General features: G+C 57.3%; 15 protein-coding genes. 7 read left to right on the top strand and 8 right to left on the bottom strand.

The window, feature by feature from the left end:
* The first annotated feature begins 32 nt into the window (after window positions 1-32).
* From btuC to selO, 6 genes are all read left to right on the top strand, one after another.
* Window positions 33-1,013: a vitamin B12 ABC transporter permease BtuC gene (gene btuC, locus ACQG03_RS09325; RefSeq protein ID WP_023305965.1), complete on the top strand. Its 981-nt coding sequence runs from the start codon at window positions 33-35 to the stop codon at window positions 1,011-1,013.
* Window positions 1,014-1,046: 33 nt separating this feature from the next.
* Window positions 1,047-1,598 carry a glutathione peroxidase gene (locus tag ACQG03_RS09330; protein ID WP_022650905.1) on the top strand — a complete coding sequence of 184 codons (552 nt, stop codon included), beginning with the start codon at window positions 1,047-1,049 and terminating at the stop codon, window positions 1,596-1,598.
* On the top strand, window positions 1,598-2,353 hold the full coding sequence (btuD, locus tag ACQG03_RS09335) for a vitamin B12 ABC transporter ATP-binding protein BtuD (RefSeq protein ID WP_046618262.1): 756 nt from the start codon (window positions 1,598-1,600) through the stop codon (window positions 2,351-2,353). Before ACQG03_RS09330 ends, btuD begins: the two co-directional genes overlap by 1 nt.
* Before the next feature lie 72 nt (window positions 2,354-2,425).
* Window positions 2,426-2,890, top strand: coding sequence for an NlpC/P60 family protein (locus ACQG03_RS09340; RefSeq protein WP_063163260.1), 465 nt, complete (start codon window positions 2,426-2,428; stop codon window positions 2,888-2,890).
* 292 nt (window positions 2,891-3,182) lie between these two features.
* The gene (locus tag ACQG03_RS09345; protein WP_022647843.1) at window positions 3,183-3,896 is read left to right on the top strand and encodes an EAL domain-containing protein; all 714 of its coding nucleotides are present in this window, start codon (window positions 3,183-3,185) and stop codon (window positions 3,894-3,896) included.
* 61 nt (window positions 3,897-3,957) lie between these two features.
* Window positions 3,958-5,400 carry a protein adenylyltransferase SelO gene (selO, locus tag ACQG03_RS09350; RefSeq protein WP_063163261.1) on the top strand — a complete coding sequence of 481 codons (1,443 nt, stop codon included), beginning with the start codon at window positions 3,958-3,960 and terminating at the stop codon, window positions 5,398-5,400.
* On the opposite strand, the gene ACQG03_RS09355 is transcribed toward selO, so the two are convergent.
* The 8 genes from ACQG03_RS09355 to ppsR all read right to left on the bottom strand — a co-directional run bounded on the left by ACQG03_RS09355 (window position 5,397) and on the right by ppsR (window position 13,524).
* Window positions 5,397-6,176 carry a heme ABC transporter ATP-binding protein gene (locus ACQG03_RS09355; protein WP_022647845.1) on the bottom strand — a complete coding sequence of 260 codons (780 nt, stop codon included), beginning with the start codon at window positions 6,174-6,176 and terminating at the stop codon, window positions 5,397-5,399. The genes selO and ACQG03_RS09355 overlap by 4 nt on opposite strands.
* Entirely contained in the window at window positions 6,169-7,161 is a 993-nt protein-coding gene (locus tag ACQG03_RS09360; protein ID WP_022647846.1) for a FecCD family ABC transporter permease, read from the bottom strand. Before ACQG03_RS09360 ends, ACQG03_RS09355 begins: the two co-directional genes overlap by 8 nt.
* Complete coding sequence (locus tag ACQG03_RS09365; protein WP_023299914.1) at window positions 7,161-7,979, bottom strand: heme/hemin ABC transporter substrate-binding protein; 819 nt, start codon at window positions 7,977-7,979, stop codon at window positions 7,161-7,163. Before ACQG03_RS09365 ends, ACQG03_RS09360 begins: the two co-directional genes overlap by 1 nt.
* The gene (gene chuS, locus ACQG03_RS09370; protein WP_063163303.1) at window positions 7,976-9,004 is read right to left on the bottom strand and encodes a hematinate-forming heme oxygenase ChuS; all 1,029 of its coding nucleotides are present in this window, start codon (window positions 9,002-9,004) and stop codon (window positions 7,976-7,978) included. Before chuS ends, ACQG03_RS09365 begins: the two co-directional genes overlap by 4 nt.
* Before the next feature lie 35 nt (window positions 9,005-9,039).
* Window positions 9,040-11,022 carry a TonB-dependent hemoglobin/transferrin/lactoferrin family receptor gene (locus ACQG03_RS09375; protein ID WP_063137540.1) on the bottom strand — a complete coding sequence of 661 codons (1,983 nt, stop codon included), beginning with the start codon at window positions 11,020-11,022 and terminating at the stop codon, window positions 9,040-9,042.
* A gap of 76 nt (window positions 11,023-11,098) precedes the next feature.
* Complete coding sequence (hemP, locus tag ACQG03_RS09380) at window positions 11,099-11,287, bottom strand: hemin uptake protein HemP (RefSeq protein WP_063163262.1); 189 nt, start codon at window positions 11,285-11,287, stop codon at window positions 11,099-11,101.
* A 206-nt stretch (window positions 11,288-11,493) separates the two neighbouring features.
* Entirely contained in the window at window positions 11,494-12,540 is a 1,047-nt protein-coding gene (aroH, locus tag ACQG03_RS09385) for a 3-deoxy-7-phosphoheptulonate synthase AroH (RefSeq protein ID WP_023299917.1), read from the bottom strand.
* 150 nt (window positions 12,541-12,690) lie between these two features.
* On the bottom strand, window positions 12,691-13,524 hold the full coding sequence (gene ppsR, locus ACQG03_RS09390; protein ID WP_017384644.1) for a posphoenolpyruvate synthetase regulatory kinase/phosphorylase PpsR: 834 nt from the start codon (window positions 13,522-13,524) through the stop codon (window positions 12,691-12,693).
* Window positions 13,525-13,859: 335 nt separating this feature from the next.
* On the opposite strand from ppsR, the gene ppsA reads away from it, so the two are divergent.
* A complete protein-coding gene (gene ppsA / locus ACQG03_RS09395) occupies window positions 13,860-16,238 on the top strand; it encodes a phosphoenolpyruvate synthase (RefSeq protein WP_023305974.1) in 2,379 nt (792 codons plus the stop codon).
* The last annotated feature ends 129 nt before the right edge of the window (window positions 16,239-16,367 follow it).

The raw sequence follows: 16,367 nt of genomic DNA on the forward strand, positions 1-16,367 counted from the left end.
CAATGATATCTCAACCGGATAACCTATCGTCTATGCTTGATCTTGCCCGTCTTCAGCACCGCTCCGATCTCCGCCGCCTGTGTCTGCTCGGGGTGCTGATGATTGTCGCCACCACCGTCAGCCTGTGTGCGGGCGACCGGTGGCTGGGACCGGAAAGCTGGTTTACGCCTGAGGGACAGCTCTTTGTCTGGCAGATCCGCCTGCCACGGACGCTGGCTGTGCTTTTAGTCGGCGCTGCGCTGGCGCTGTGCGGCACGATCATGCAGGCATTATTTGAAAACCCTCTGGCGGAACCCGGACTTCTCGGGGTGTCGAATGGCGCAGGCGTCGGGCTTATCGCCGCCGTGATGCTGGGGGGAGGCGAGCTCTCCGCCTGGGGGATTAGCCTCAGCGCTATCCTTGGCGCGCTGTTGATAACCCTTATCCTTCTGCGCTTTGCTCGTCGCCATTTATCCACCAGCCGGCTGCTGCTTGCCGGGGTAGCGTTGGGGATCATCTGTAGCGCGCTGATGACATGGGCCGTCTACTTCTCCACCTCTTTCGATCTGCGCCAGTTAATGTACTGGATGATGGGGGGATTTGGTGGCGTTGACTGGCGTCAGGGGTGGCTGATGGTGCTTCTGATCCCGGTCATCCTGTGGACGGCGTTCCAGGCGCAGCCGCTTAATATTCTCGCGCTGGGCGAAACGTCTGCTCGCCAGCTTGGGATGCCGATTGGCTTCTGGCGCAACGTGCTGGTTATCGCTATCGGCTGGATGGTGGGCGTAAGCGTGGCGCTGGCGGGGGCGATTGGCTTTATTGGGCTGGTGATCCCGCATATGCTGCGCCTGTGCGGTATTACGGACCACCGAACCCTGCTTCCTGCCTCGGCGGTTGCCGGGGCGGCAACGCTGCTGATTGCCGATATCATCGCCCGGCTTGCGCTGACGGCCGCTGAGTTGCCGATAGGCGTGGTGACCGCAACGCTGGGCGCACCGGTCTTTATCTGGCTACTATTAAAAGCTGGACGTTAAAACACAACCTGTAAGTCAACCTGAGGGAATGCTATGCAGTCTGATATTCTGAATACCGAAGTGACTACCATTGACGGCGAGAAAACCACGCTGGAAGGCTACAAGGGCAAGGTACTGCTCATCGTGAACGTGGCATCGAAATGTGGCCTTACGCCGCAGTATGAACAGCTGGAAAACATTCATAAAGCCTGGGAAAAAGACGGCTTTACCGTACTCGGCTTCCCGTGCAACCAGTTCCTGGGCCAGGAGCCGGGCAGCGAAGAGGAGATTAAGACCTTTTGCAGCACAACCTATGGTGTGACGTTCCCGATGTTCAGCAAAATTGATGTGAACGGGGAAAATCGTCATCCGCTGTATGCCAAACTGGTGGCTGCGGCGCCGACCGCCGTTGCGCCTGAAGAGAGTGGTTTCTATGAGCGTATGGCGAGCAAAGGTCGCGCGCCGCTCTATCCGGACGATATTCTGTGGAACTTCGAAAAATTCCTGATTGGCCGTGACGGTCAGGTCGTGCAGCGTTTCTCGCCTGACATGACGCCTGAAGATCCTATCGTGATGGAATCAATCAAGCTGGCGCTGGCGAAATAATGACGCTGCTGATGCAGCTCACAGGCGTTGCCGGGAAGGGACGTCTTGAGCCTGTTACCGCCGCAGTCAACGCAGGTGAAATCCTTCACCTGGTTGGGCCTAACGGCGCCGGAAAAAGCACGCTGCTGGCGCGCATGGCGGGGCTGACCCGCGGGGAAGGGGAGATTACCTTTCTCGGGCAATCGCTCGTCAACTGGCTACCCTCTACACTCGCCTCCCGTCGAAGCTATCTGGTTCAGCAGCAGGTTCCGCCCTTTGCAATGCCCGTCTGGCACTACCTGACGCTGCACCTGCCTGATAAAAATCAGGTAGCATTGCTCCATGACGTTGCTGCGGCGCTCGGGTTAGACGATAAGCTCACCCGACAGGCCAGCCAGCTTTCCGGTGGCGAATGGCAGCGCGTGCGTCTGGCCGCCGTCATCCTTCAGGTTCATCCGGTGGGAAATCCTCACGGGCGGTTGCTGCTGCTGGACGAGCCGATGAGCGGACTGGACGTTGCCCAGCAGGCAGCGCTGGATACTCTGCTCAGCGCGCTGTGTCGCAAGGGCATCGCCATTGTGATGAGCAGCCATGATTTAAACCATACGTTGCGCCACGCGCATCGGGTGTGGTTGCTGGCGCGTGGCAAACTGATTGCCAGCGGAACGCGCGACAGCGTGCTGACGGCCCCCAATCTTGCGAGTGCTTACCACATGTCGTTCCGGAGGCTGGATATTGAAGGCCACAAGATGCTCATTTCCACGACGCAGGAGTAACCTTTCTTGCACAGCCGCATAGATGCACGCTAAATTACCGAAAGAACAAAAAAAGCAGAGGATTCGTCTGAAATGCGATTCTGGTTTCTCCTTGTTGCGGCGCTATTTCTTGCAGGATGCAGCAGCCATCATGCACCTCCGCCTAACCCACGGCTTTCTGACTCCATTACGGTCATTGCCAGCCTGAACGATCAGCTCAGCAACTGGCGCGGCACCCCTTATCGCTACGGCGGGATGAGCCGGGGCGGGGTGGATTGCTCGGGATTTGTGCTAATGACTTTCCGCGATAAATTTGACCTACAGCTTCCGCGTGAAACGCGTATGCAGGCGAAATTCGGCACTGAAATTGATAAAGACGAGCTCCTGCCCGGCGATCTGGTCTTTTTTAAAACAGGTTCCGGTGAAAGCGGCCTTCATGTCGGCATTTATGACACCGATAATCAGTTCATTCATGCCTCGACCAGCCGCGGCGTGATGCGCTCCTCTCTCGATAATGTTTACTGGCGTAAAAATTTCTGGCAGGCCAGGCGTATTTAACCGCTGCATAAAGATGCAGTGCGGAGGGCCTGGCGGTGAAAATAGACGCCAGGCTTTTCTTGCGGGTGGATTAAAGTAAAATTTTTGCCCACTTATTTTTGTCAGCATGTGCCTGTTTTATCTAAAACTGGCTATTATTCAATAACCAGGATAAGATTATTTTAGATTCAGGGAAAAATCTGAAAATTAATACGGAAAGAATGAAATTAATCTTATTAAAATCAAGACAGTGGAATTGTGCCTGCAATTGCTCCAGGATGTTCTCTCTCATCTTTAATGCAGGACAAGGGCGATGATTATTACGCTAGATAATGCTTACCAGTCTGAACTTTTACTCCTTCCGGCGCGTGATAGTGCAGGTTTGCTTAAAGGTTTAGAGATTTTGGTTAACTTTACTGGCGTGGGTACGGACGTACGAATCCCGACTGAACTGGTTATCCCTCATCTTTCTCAGGAAGATGAATTAGTGCTGTTTCAGGAAAAACTGCAATTACTCGATACCTGTAAGCTATTTTTTATTCAGCATCAGTTAATTGCATGGATCAATATTACACCTGCAATTGTTGAGTTTTTATTAACTAATGAGAACGCTGTTTCAATCCTTGATCGTTATCCGTTTCTTGAGTTTACTGTTAATGAGAACTATCCAGGTTTAAATAACGGGAAAGACGATCTTACGCTTGCAAGAATGGCGATCCATTTCCCCTTAGTGCTGGCTAACTTTGGTGCAGGGGCTGCATCCCTTAAACCGGTTTATGATGGTCTGTTCAAACGGGTGATTCTGGATAAAAACTTTATCCATCAGCGCGTCTCGGCGCTCTCTTTCGAGCCTTTTATGCGCGCCATTCTCTGGCAGATCGCGCCGCATTGTCAGTCGGTCATGGTCTCGGGAATTGACGATCACGGCATCTTACAACGCGTGCTGCCCTTCAATTTTGGCGCAATGCAGGGAACCCTGTGGCCTGCCGTCCCGGCAGAACGCGTAACGACCCTCGTTCAGCAATAACCCCTTTCTTCGCCCGTGTTTACGTCAAGGGAAACCCTCTACACTTAAAGCAGGAGGACTTATGACCCTGTCTTTTACTGCTCACTGGCACGATGAATTACCCGGCTTTTACACCGCGCTTAAGCCCACGCCTTTACAGAACGCGCGTCTTATCTGGCATAATGATGCATTAGCGGATTCGCTTGGCATCCCTTCGACACTTTTTCAGCCAGAAAAGGGCGCCGGTGTCTGGGGCGGCGAAACGCTGCTTCCGGGCATGAAGCCTCTGGCTCAGGTCTACAGCGGACATCAGTTTGGCGTCTGGGCGGGACAGCTCGGCGATGGTCGCGGCATCCTGCTGGGTGAACAGGTTCTGCCGAATGGCGAAACGCTCGACTGGCACCTGAAAGGGGCAGGGTTAACACCGTACTCACGCATGGGGGATGGCCGCGCGGTGCTGCGTTCAACCATTCGTGAGAGTCTGGCTTCCGAGGCGATGCATGCCCTGGGGATCCCCACCTCACGCGCGCTGTCCATTGTCACCAGCGACACGCCGGTGGCCCGCGAGACGATAGAGCAGGGGGCGATGCTTATCCGCGTGGCGGAAAGCCATCTGCGTTTCGGTCATTTTGAACACTTCTACTATCGCCGCGAGCCGGATAATGTCCGCCAGCTTGCCGATTACGCCCTTCGACGTCACTGGCCGCACCTGCAAAACGAACCGGACCGCTATGTTCTCTGGTTCCGTGATATTGTCGCGCGCACCGCCTCAATGATTGCCCGCTGGCAGGCCGTCGGCTTTGCCCACGGGGTGATGAATACCGACAACATGTCCCTGTTAGGGCTGACGTTTGACTACGGTCCGTACGGCTTCCTTGATGACTATCAACCGGGTTACATCTGTAACCATTCGGACTATCAGGGGCGTTACCGTTTCGACAACCAGCCTGCGGTGGGGCTGTGGAACCTTCAGCGGCTTGCGCAAAGCCTGTCGCCGTTTATCGACGTCGATGCCCTGAACGATGCGCTCGACACCTATCAGGAGGTCTTGCTGCGGGAATATGGTGTGTTAATGCGCAACAAGCTGGGGCTGATGACGCAGGAAACAGGCGATAACGCGCTGCTGAATGGGCTGTTTGCCATCATGGCGCGTGAAGGCAGCGACTATACTCGAACCTTCCGTATGCTGAGCCAGACTGCGCAGCAGAGCGCCGCTTCACCGCTGCGTGACGAGTTCATCGATCGACAGGCGTTTGATGACTGGTTTGCCGCTTACCGGGCGCGTTTACAGCAGGAACAGATTGATGACGATACCCGCCAGGCGCGGATGAAGGCGGTTAACCCGGCGATGGTGTTGCGCAACTGGCTGGCGCAGCGGGCTATTGAGCAGGCAGAGCAGGGGGATTATGCCGAGCTGCATCGGCTGCATATCGCCCTGCGCACGCCGTTTGCCGACCGGGAGGATGACTATGTCAGCCGCCCGCCGGACTGGGGCAAGCGACTGGAAGTGAGCTGCTCAAGCTAAGGGGCGAGAAAAACCTGCGGTGCGGCGTGCGCCGGATGTCTGCCGACGTGCACCTGCGCACCGTACCAGCGCGCCAAAGCGTCGGCCTGCAATACCGTCTCCGGTATGCCCTGAGAAACAATCCTGCCGTTGTGTAACAGCAGGATCCGGTCCGACCATAACGCGGCGAGATTAAGATCGTGCAGCACCACGCAGACGTGAAGATGACCCAGACGGGTCAGCGATTTCAACAGGCGCAGCAGATGCTGCTGGTGGTAGAGATCCAGCGCTGAAGTGGGTTCGTCGAGAAACAGCCAGCCGCGCGGCGTTCCCTCACGCCACAGCTGCGCCAGCGCGCGGGCGAGCTGAACGCGCTGCTGCTCGCCGCCCGAGAGGGAATGATAACGTCTGCCAGCCAGCGGCAGGCAACCGGTCAGCTGCATCACCTCACGCACAATCGACGGTTCAGGTTGACGCGACCAGGGCGCACGCCCCATTCCAACGATCTCCTCCACCAGCCAGTCAAATCCAGGCTGAGTATGCTGACGCATCACTGCCCGATAGCGGGACAGCGTCTCCGGGTGCCATTCATCCAGCGCTTTCCCCGCCAGCGAACAGCCGCCGCTGTCGGGTTTCAGGTAGCCGGTCAGCAGCCGCAGCAGCGTGGATTTCCCCGCGCCGTTGGGACCGATCAATGTAACCAGCTCTCCCTGCGACAGTGACAGCGAAACGTTATCTGTCAGCGTGCGGCCAGACCGGGTAAAAGTCAGATTTTCAGCCGTATAACGTTCAGCCATGCTGTTCTCCACGACGAAAAATGAGCCATAAGAACCAGGGGGCGCCAAGGATGCTGGTGAGCAACCCGACCGGCATTTCTGCCGGGGCGACCAGAGTGCGGGCTACCGTATCCGCCACCAGCAGCAGAAAAGCGCCCGCGAGAACCGTGCCGGGGAGGGTTGCCCGGTGATCGGCGCCCAGCCACATGCGCATCAGGTGCGGCACCACGAGTCCGACAAAGCCAATCACGCCGCTGACGGCGACAGCCGCAGCGACCAGCAGAGCGCTGCATAACAGTAATATTCGCTGTACAAGGGCAACGTCCACGCCGAGATAATGCGCTTCCTCTTCACCCAGTTGCAGTAAATTTAACGCGCTGGCACAACGCCAGATCGCCAGAGCGGCAGGCACCATCAGCGAGATCACGGCGAGCAGCGTTGACCACTGCGCCTGACCGAGACTACCCATTCCCCAGAGTGAAAGCTGACGCAACTGGGCGTCATTGCTGACCCACGAAAGCACACCCACTGCCGCACCGCACAGGGCATTGATGGCGATACCCACCAGCAACAGACGTGACAGAGAGGTGTCACGCTGCTTGCTGAGCAGGAAGATCACGCCTGTGGCTGCCAGCGCCCCAAAAAATGCCGCCAGCATCGGGGCATAAAGCATCACCAGCGCGGGCAGCGAGAGCGGGAGCACCACCCACAGGGCGACGGCCAGCGCCGCACCGCTGCTGATCCCGAGCAGGCCCGGGTCGGCCAGCGGATTGCGGAACAGCCCCTGCATGACGCAGCCGGCGAGCGCCAGCGACCCGCCAATCACCAGCGCCAGCAGCACGCGGGGCAGACGGATGGTGAGCCAGATCTGGCGTAGCGTCTCATCGCTGCCGCTCCACAGCACGTTCACCGGCAGGCGTAACGCCCCAAAACCGGAAGCCATGAACGTCATGACGGTAAGCAACCCCGCCAGAAGCCATAACGATAACGTGATGCGCCGGGACATCAGGGCAGTTGCTCCGCTCTGGCACGCAGCTGTTGTATGGCTTTCGGCGTGCGGACGCTGAAGCCCAGCAGGGCCATGTCATCAATAGCCAGCACCTGCTTGCTTCGTCCCGCTGGCGTTTGCGCCAGGCCGGGCAGTTTCCACAGATTTTGTTCGCCGCCCAGCGCGTTAAGGCCGTCCTGCGAAATCACCACCAGATCCGGCTGGCTGGCCATTACCCCCTCCTGGGAGAGCGGCTGATAGCGGGTAAAGCCCTGCATGGCGTTCTGCAACCCGGCGGCGCGTATTGCCGCATCCGCGCCGGTCTGTTGCCCGGCCGCCATTGCGGTCATTCCGCCGTGGCTGAGGATAAACAGCACCCGCTTGTTGAGCGGTGTTGAGGGCAGAGCCGCCAGCGCCTGACGCAGCGAGTTGCGCAGGGTTTCCCCTTGCACCTCATGATGCGTCGCCTGAGCTATCACCCGCACTTTTTCGTCAATCGTGCGCAGGTCAGGCGTGCCGGGAACGGTAACCACCCGGACGTGGCTCTGTTCAACCTGTTTCAGCGCCAGAGAGGGTTGCGCCTGGTCGCTTGCCAGCACCAGCGTCGGGCGTACGGACAGAATTCCCTCCGCATTCAGCTGGCGGAGATACCCCACGTCAGGCAGCGCGTTTGTCACCTGCGGCCACTGGCTGGTACTGTCGCGCGCAACCAGAGAAGACTCCGCGCCGAGAGCGTAGACGATCTCCGTCACGTCGCCGCCGAGGGCGACAATTCTCTCCGGCGCGGCGACGGCGACCAGCGGCAGGGCGCAGAGCAGGGCAAACCAGTTTTTCATGCGGCCAGCCCTTCTGGCGTCAGAGCGTCAATCTGGCGGCGCCACTGGCTCTGCTCCGGCTCGCCTTCGGTACGCTGCCCGTAGAGCTGGGCGATCTGAGTTCCATCCGCAGCAAACAGCTCCAGGCTGGTAACGTGTCCGTCTGCCGTGGGCTTACGCGTAACCCACGTCTCCGCGATAGTCTCCTCCAGCAGATGCAGGGTAAAGGTTGGGTTAAAGATGTTCAGCCAGCCCTTCATGGGCGTCAGTTTTTCCACCACACCGGTGAAGATCTGCACGCAGCCTCGGTTGCCGACGAAGATCATGATTTCGTTTCCGCCCTGTTGCGCCGTCTCCAGCAGTTGTGCCAGCGCGCTGTTATCCACCTTACAGGCCAGATCGTCACTCACCAGACGAAACGCCTGCTGGCGGCTCAGGTTATGGCGCTTCAATAAGCTAAAGAATTGATGCACGTCGGTCATGGCGCGCCACTCTTTCTCTACCGAGCCTGCATCTGCACCGTCGGAATGCGCGGGGGCTTCGACAGCCTTCAGCGCCAGAGCGGGGTTATCGGCAATGATAAAACGGGTCAGGACGTCGCCCCAGGCGGCAACGTCGGTGTGATCCGTGGTGTAGACCTTCAGTAAAGCGTCGCCCTGATGATCGAAGAACTGAATGCTCTGACGTTCACCGCGGGAGGTCGTTTCGCTAATGTGAAACGCGCTCGCCCACTGGTTGAGGAACAAACGCAGATCCAGCGCGCGCGGATTCAGCACCAGCCCGGCATGACCGCCGAGGTGCTGGTGAGTAAACGCTCCAACCTGTTCGTGAACGGCGTATTCGTTACGGCAGATGCATTTGGTTTCCCCCACGGACTCCAGCGCTGCCAGAATCTCGCGGATTTCACCGCGCAGCCGCCAGGCGTCGTGTCCAACGCGCGCAAATGCCAGCTCTGCTTCGCTGATGTGCATTAATCCGGCGATATCACGGGCGTACTTACCCGGATGTTCTTCTTTAAGCTCAAGCCAGCGTGTGTAGTGACCCATAATCTTATCCTTCTGAATCGTTGCCCCGAAGGGAATTACCATTGATAACTGACGAAGATCTTGCCGTTGCGGCCATCCTGCGGGATGCCCTGCGGTGACCAGTAGGCTTTGTCGAAGGCGTTCCCCAGCACGAGGGTGGTGGTGATGCCTTTGAACTGCTGCTGGCCTTTATAGCTGACGTAGAAATCATTTACTGCGTAGCCAGGCTGCTCGCTGTAGCTGCTGCTGATGTGCGTTGAACGTTCGACGAAGGTGCCGATCCAGCCCACGGAGAAGCCGCTTTGCGCCACCGGGATATCCAGCTTGCTGGTGACGGTGTCCGGGTTGATGCTGGAGATATATTCACCCGTGTCGGTATCTTTCCCGCGCGTGCGGTTGTAGGCCACGTCGAGGTTGAACAGGCTGGTCGAGTAGGTCGCCATCATGTCCCAGCCCCAGATTTTGGCATTTGGTACGTTATAGGACATGGTGGTGGCCGCCGCAAAATCGACGGTGGTAGAGATGTAATCTTTTGCTTTGGTGTCGAAGTAGCTGGCTTTGAACTCCAGCGCGTCGTTGGCGAGTAGCAGATCGTCAAAACGCAGCCCAAAACCGAACTCCTGGGTTTCGTTGGTCTCCGGACGCAGGTTCGGGTTCGGCACCCAGTAGTTAGTGTAGAAGCTGCCGATAGAGAAGTGCTTTGAGTCGTTATACATCTCGCCCATCGTTGGCGCGCGGAAGGCCTGGGCGTAAGAGCCGAAGAGCATCAGCCAGTCGGTTGGACTCACGGTTAACCCGGCGCGTGATGACCATTTATCCGCATCCACGTCGTCGTAACCGTCGCTGCTGCCGCGGTAGTTGTCGTAACGCGTCCCGCCGAGAAGCGTTACCGGCAGGTCGCGCAGGGTGATCTCATCCTGCAACCAGCCGGAGCTGAAGTCGATTTTAGCGTCCGGGAAGCCGGTGGTCGCGCCGCCAGGGTGTTGCTCCTGACGGTAGTATTCCCCGCCGTAGGTCAGCAGGTGCGAGGCGAAGGAGTCGCTGAACAGGCGGGTGCGGTTTTCCACTTTGCCGCCTTTGGTGGTCTGCTTACGGAACTCGCCGCTGGCGTCGATGTTCTGGGCGTTGATCCGCGCTTCGGACCAGTAAATTTTCGCATCGGCGTTCAGCCAGTCGTTTCCGGCTGGCGCAATGCGGTAGCCAAGCTGGGCATCGCGCTGAATGGTGGAACGATCGGTCATCGGGTTACTGCTGCTGGCATCCGTGGTCTGCGGATTTTTCGGCTCCTGCGCGTCGTTGTTGTAGTAGCGCAGGGAACCGCTCAGCGTCTGAGCCGGATCAATTTTCCAGCTGCCTTTCGCCAGCATATTGTTGATGGATTCGTCGTTTGGCGCCCTCGCGCCGTCACTCTGGCGAATGTCGCCGCGATCGCGACTGGACCAGGAGACCACACCGTCCAGGGTATCGGTGCGGCCATAGGCGCTGGCGCCCATTCCGATGCTGTGATCGCCCGTTGCACCGGTAGCAAATACGCGATAGCCGCTATTTTTACCTGCGTCCAGCAGATCGCTGGCGTCGACGGTGTCATATGAAATTACGCCGCCCAGCGCGCCGCTGCCGTACAGCAAGGCGGAAGGGCCACGTACCACTTCGATACGTTTGATCAGCGCCGGATCGAGGAACGTGCTATTCAGGTGTCCGGTATCGGTGCCCTGACGTACGCCATCCACCAGCACCAGCACGCCACGTCGGTCGTAACCGCGCAGGTTAACGTCCTGACCGTTGGTGCGCCCGGTGCCGTCCAGCGTCAGGCCGGGCACCATGCGCAGCAGGTCGGCGGCGGAGCTGGCGGTCTGGTTTTCCGGCGCGGTGGCGTCAATCACGCTTACCATCATGGGGGCTTCGAAGGCGCTGCGGGCGTTGCCGGTGGCGGTAACGGTGATATCGTCTGTGGCGGCAAACGCAACGCCCGGCAGGGTGCTGACAATTGCCAGCGCCAGAAGAGACGGGCGTAAAGACGCGGATTGCAGGTGTGGCATAGCAACTCTCCATAAGAATTGAAAAGCGCTGGCTGCCTGGGGATCACCTGGGTGGCTGGCGAATGTGTTGTCTGGATTATTTAGTCAGGATCAGTTTTCCGGCATTGGTCTGGCGCAGCAGGTAGTGCTGGCCGTCATGCTCGATAATCACCCGGCCTTCCTCACCCAACAGGCTTTTGCTGTCGATGCGGCGATCGGTGGAAGCAGGGGATGGCGCTGTGTGTGTTTTTACTGGCGTTGCCGCGCTGTTATCGGTCGGTGACATAATGTTTATAAATAACAATCAATGTAACAATGATAATCATTATCAATAAACTGCATTTTCACAGCAAGCGTTTTTGTGAAAATTGTGTGACGGGATCAAATTTGGGGGAAGGTGCGGTCTGATGCCCTCACCCCGACCCCTCCACGGGGAGAGGGAGAAGGGCACGTACCGTAGGCCGGGTAAGCGCAGCGTCACCCGGCAGGATTTTAAAAGCGCGTGTCCACGGCTGAAGCCAGCTTCTCCAGCAGCCGTTCGCTGTCTTCCCAGCTCAGGCACGGGTCGGTAATCGACTGGCCGTACACCATTTGCTGTCCGGCGACGATCTTCTGCGTGCCTTCTTTGATAAAGCTCTCCGCCATAATTCCTGCAATGGCGGTCGAGCCGCTGCGGATCTGCTGGCAGACTTCATCGCAGACGTCCAACTGGCGGCGGTGCTGTTTCTGGCAGTTGCCGTGGCTGAAATCCACCACCAGATGCTCCGGCAGGTCAAATTCCGCCAGCGTTTCGCAGGCGGCGGCAATATCTTCTGCATGGTAATTCGGTTTTTTACCTCCACGCATAATGATATGTCCGAACGGGTTGCCGCTGGTCTGGTAGATGGTCATCTGGCCGTTTTTATCCGGGGAGAGGAACATATGGCTGGCGCGTGACGCGCGGATGGCATCAACGGCGATGCGGGTATTGCCGTCCGTTCCGTTTTTGAAGCCCACCGGGCAAGAGAGCGCCGACGCCATTTCACGGTGGATCTGGCTTTCGGTGGTACGCGCGCCAATCGCGCCCCAGCTAATGAGGTCGGCAATAAACTGTCCGGTCACCATATCCAGAAATTCGGTAGCGGTCGGCACGCCCAGCTCGTTAACCTGTAACAGCAGCTTGCGCGCCAGCGCAATGCCGTGATTCACCCGGTAACTACCGTTCAGATCGGGATCGGATATCAATCCTTTCCAGCCCACGACGGTACGCGGTTTTTCAAAGTAGGTACGCATCACGATCTCCAGGCGATCCTGATACGTGCCGCGCAGCGTCTGAAGGCGTTGTGCATAATCCATCGCCGCGTCCAGGTCGTGGATGGAGCAGGGGCCAATTACTACCAGAAGACGTTTGTCTTCACCATTGAGAATTTTTTCGATGCGGCGACGGGAGGCCGTCACATGGTCCGCCACCTCGGCGGAAACGGGGTGCAGCCGGGCCAGTTCAGCCGGGGTGACCAGGCTATCAATGCGCGCGGTGCGCAGTTCGTCGGTTTTGTTCATGGAATGTCTCAGAAATTTTTTGCTTCATCGGCAGACTACCGGGAAGTGATGGGCATCACCTTAAACCAATCCCTGCTGATTTCAAGTTCGGGGCACGTCGCCCCGAGGATGGCATGATAATAACTGAAACTGGATTAATGTACTAGCATATTAGTACATGCGGCGATTCAGTCCCATGATATCGAGGATCTTGGTGGCAATTTCTTCTACTGAATAGTTGGTACTGTTCAGCCAGGGGATTTGATTTTTCCGGTACAGCGCTTCGACTTCGGAGACTTCCATTCGGCACTGGCGCATTGAGGCGTAGCGGCTGTTCTCGCGACGTTCTTCGCGGATCGCCGCCAGTCGTTCCGGGTTGATGGTCAGCCCAAATAGCTTATGCTGAAGCGGCTTGAGCGCGGCAGGCAGCACCAGGTTGTCCATATCATCGGCAATAAAGGGGTAGTTAGCGGCGCGAATGCCAAACTGCATTGCCAGGTAAAGGCTGGTGGGGGTTTTACCGCAGCGCGACACGCCTAGCAAAATGACCTGCGCCTGGTCCAGATTGCGCAGCGAGATCCCGTCGTCGTGCGCCAGAGTGTAGTCAATGGCGGCAATACGCGCATCGTATTTGGTCAGGTTGCCGGGGTTCAGCCCGTGGGTACGGTGAGCGATCGGCGTCGGGTCGAGCTTCAGCTCGCTTTGCAAGGGTGCAACCAGCGCCTGCACGATATCCTGACAGAAGCCCTCGCTTTGCAGAATGATGTTGCGGATCTCAGGGATCACAATGGAATAGAACACCAGCGGACGAACACCGGTCTGCTGGTAAATGGCGTCGATCTGGTCCTTGACCGCTTTGGCCCGGCTCTCGTTTTCCACGAACGGCAGCGTGATGCTGTTTATCGACACGGGAAACTGCGACATCACCGCGTGTCCCAGCACCTCGGCGGTAATCGCCGTCCCATCAGAAATATAAAAAACGTGACGATCGACAGCATTATCCATTTTATCCACCCAGAATAGCGTACGTAATTGCCTGAAAGCATAAATTAAAAAAGTTAATTGCACAGCAAAGAACTTATCTGAATTTAAAATGAAATGGTGTTTTTGATTTTCCTGAAAAGTGGATTTCATTTTCTGATTAGCGGCGTTATTTCAATGGTTTTTGCCGGAATCTATAGGAATCATCGGGTTAGGGAGTGCGGGGAAACTGTCCGAAAAGTTGAAAATTTAAATTGCTTACACGATTCACCGTTTTTTTAGCGGAAATAAATATGCCAGTATAAATACGTAGTCAGGTGTTTCTTACTCCGATCAAATATCACAAAAGGATTGTTTCGATGTCCAACAATGGCTCGTCACCGCTGGTGCTTTGGTATAACCAACTCGGCATGAATGATGTAGACAGAGTTGGGGGCAAAAATGCCTCCCTGGGTGAAATGATTACAAATCTGTCCGGTATGGGTGTCTCCGTACCAAACGGGTTTGCCACAACCGCCGATGCGTTTAACCTGTTTTTAGACCAGAGCGGTGTAAACCAGCGCATTTACGACCTGCTGGATAAAACGGATATTGATGATGTCACCGAGCTTGCCAAAGCCGGCGCGCAAATCCGCCAGTGGATCATCGACACACCTTTCCAGCCGGAACTGGAAAAAGCCATCCATGACGCCTACAACCAGCTCTCCGCTGACGACGCGCAGGCCTCCTTTGCCGTGCGCTCTTCCGCTACCGCGGAAGATATGCCGGATGCCTCTTTCGCCGGACAGCAGGAAACCTTCCTCAACGTCCAGGGTTACGAGGCGGTACTGGTGGCGGTGAAGCATGTGTTTGCTTCCCTGTTCAACGACCGCGCCATCTCCTATCGCGTGCATCAGGGCTATGACCACCGCGGCGTCGCGCTCTCCGCAGGCGTACAGCGCATGGTGCGCTCCGACGTGGGCTCTTCCGGCGTGATGTTCTCTATCGACACGGAATCCGGCTTCGACCAGGTGGTGTTTATCACCTCCGCGTGGGGTCTGGGCGAGATGGTGGTGCAGGGGGCGGTGAACCCTGACGAATTCTACGTGCACAAGCCTACGCTGGCGGCTAACCGTCCGGCAGTGGTACGCCGCACCATGGGCTCGAAAAAAATCCGCATGATCTATGCCCCGACGCAAGAGCATGGCAAGCAGGTCACCATTGAAGATGTGCCGCAGGAGCAGCGGGATCGCTTCTCGCTCACCGACGCCGAAGTGGAAGAGCTGGCGAAGCAGGCGGTGCAGATTGAAAAACACTATGGCCGTCCGATGGACATCGAGTGGGCCAAAGACGGACACACCGGCAAGCTGTTTATCGTGCAGGCGCGTCCGGAAACCGTCCGTTCGCGCGGTCAGGTCATGGAGCGCTACACCCTGCACGCGCAGGGCAAAATTGTCGCGGAAGGTCGTGCGATTGGTCACCGCATCGGTGCCGGTCCGGTGAAAGTGATCCACGACATCAGCGAGATGAATCGCATTCAGCCTGGCGACGTGCTGGTGACCGACATGACCGACCCGGACTGGGAGCCGATCATGAAGAAAGCGGCTGCTATCGTCACCAACCGCGGTGGCCGTACCTGTCACGCGGCTATCATTGCCCGTGAGCTGGGGATCCCGGCGGTAGTCGGCTGTGGTGACGCGACCGAACGCATGAAGGACGACCAGAACGTGACGGTCTCCTGTGCCGAAGGCGATACCGGTTACGTGTATGCCGATATCCTCGACTTCAGCGTGAAGAGCTCCAGCGTGGATACCATGCCGGACCTGCCGCTGAAAATCATGATGAACGTCGGTAACCCGGATCGCGCGTTTGACTTCGCCTGCCTGCCGAACGAAGGCGTGGGCCTGGCGCGTCTGGAATTCATCATCAACCGCATGATCGGCGTTCACCCGCGCGCGCTGCTGGAGTTTGACGACCAGGACGCGAAGCTGCAAAACGAAATCCGCGAGATGATGAAGGGTTACGACTCGCCGAGAGAGTTCTATGTCGGCCGCCTGACGGAAGGCATCGCCACGCTCGGCGCGGCCTTCTACCCGAAACGCGTGATCGTGCGTCTGTCGGACTTTAAGTCCAACGAATATGCCAACCTGGTGGGAGGCGAACGCTACGAGCCTGAAGAAGAGAACCCGATGCTGGGCTTCCGCGGCGCCGGACGCTACGTGTCGGAAAGCTTCCGCGACTGCTTCGCGCTGGAGTGCGAGGCGGTAAAACGCGTGCGCAACGACATGGGGCTGACCAACGTGGAAATCATGATCCCGTTCGTCCGTACCGTGGATCAGGCGAAAGCGGTGGTGGATGAGCTGGCGCGTCAGGGGCTGAAGCGCGGCGAGAACGGGCTGAAGATCATCATGATGTGTGAAATTCCGTCCAACGCCCTGCTGGCCGAGCAGTTCCTGGAGCACTTCGACGGCTTCTCCATTGGTTCGAATGATATGACGCAGCTGGCGCTCGGCCTGGACCGCGACTCCGGCGTCGTCTCTGAGCTGTTTGATGAGCGTAACGAGGCGGTGAAAGCGCTGCTCTCCATGGCCATCCGTGCGGCGAAGAAACAGGGTAAATATGTCGGGATCTGCGGGCAGGGTCCTTCTGACCATGAAGACTTTGCGGCCTGGCTGATGGATGAGGGGATTGATAGCCTCTCCCTGAACCCGGACACCGTGGTGCAAACCTGGCTGAGCCTGGCAGAGCTGAACAAGTAAAACCTGCATAACCTGAAAAAGGCGAGGATATCTGTCCTCGCCTTTTTTATTTTCCTGCGAATATGCTCACCATCACAAATAAAGCAAAAAACCAAATATCATAATTTATCTGTTAATTTAGACAATTGT

This window comes from Enterobacter cloacae complex sp. 342H5, from assembly GCF_050030905.1.
Classification (GTDB): domain Bacteria; phylum Pseudomonadota; class Gammaproteobacteria; order Enterobacterales; family Enterobacteriaceae; genus Enterobacter; species Enterobacter intestinihominis.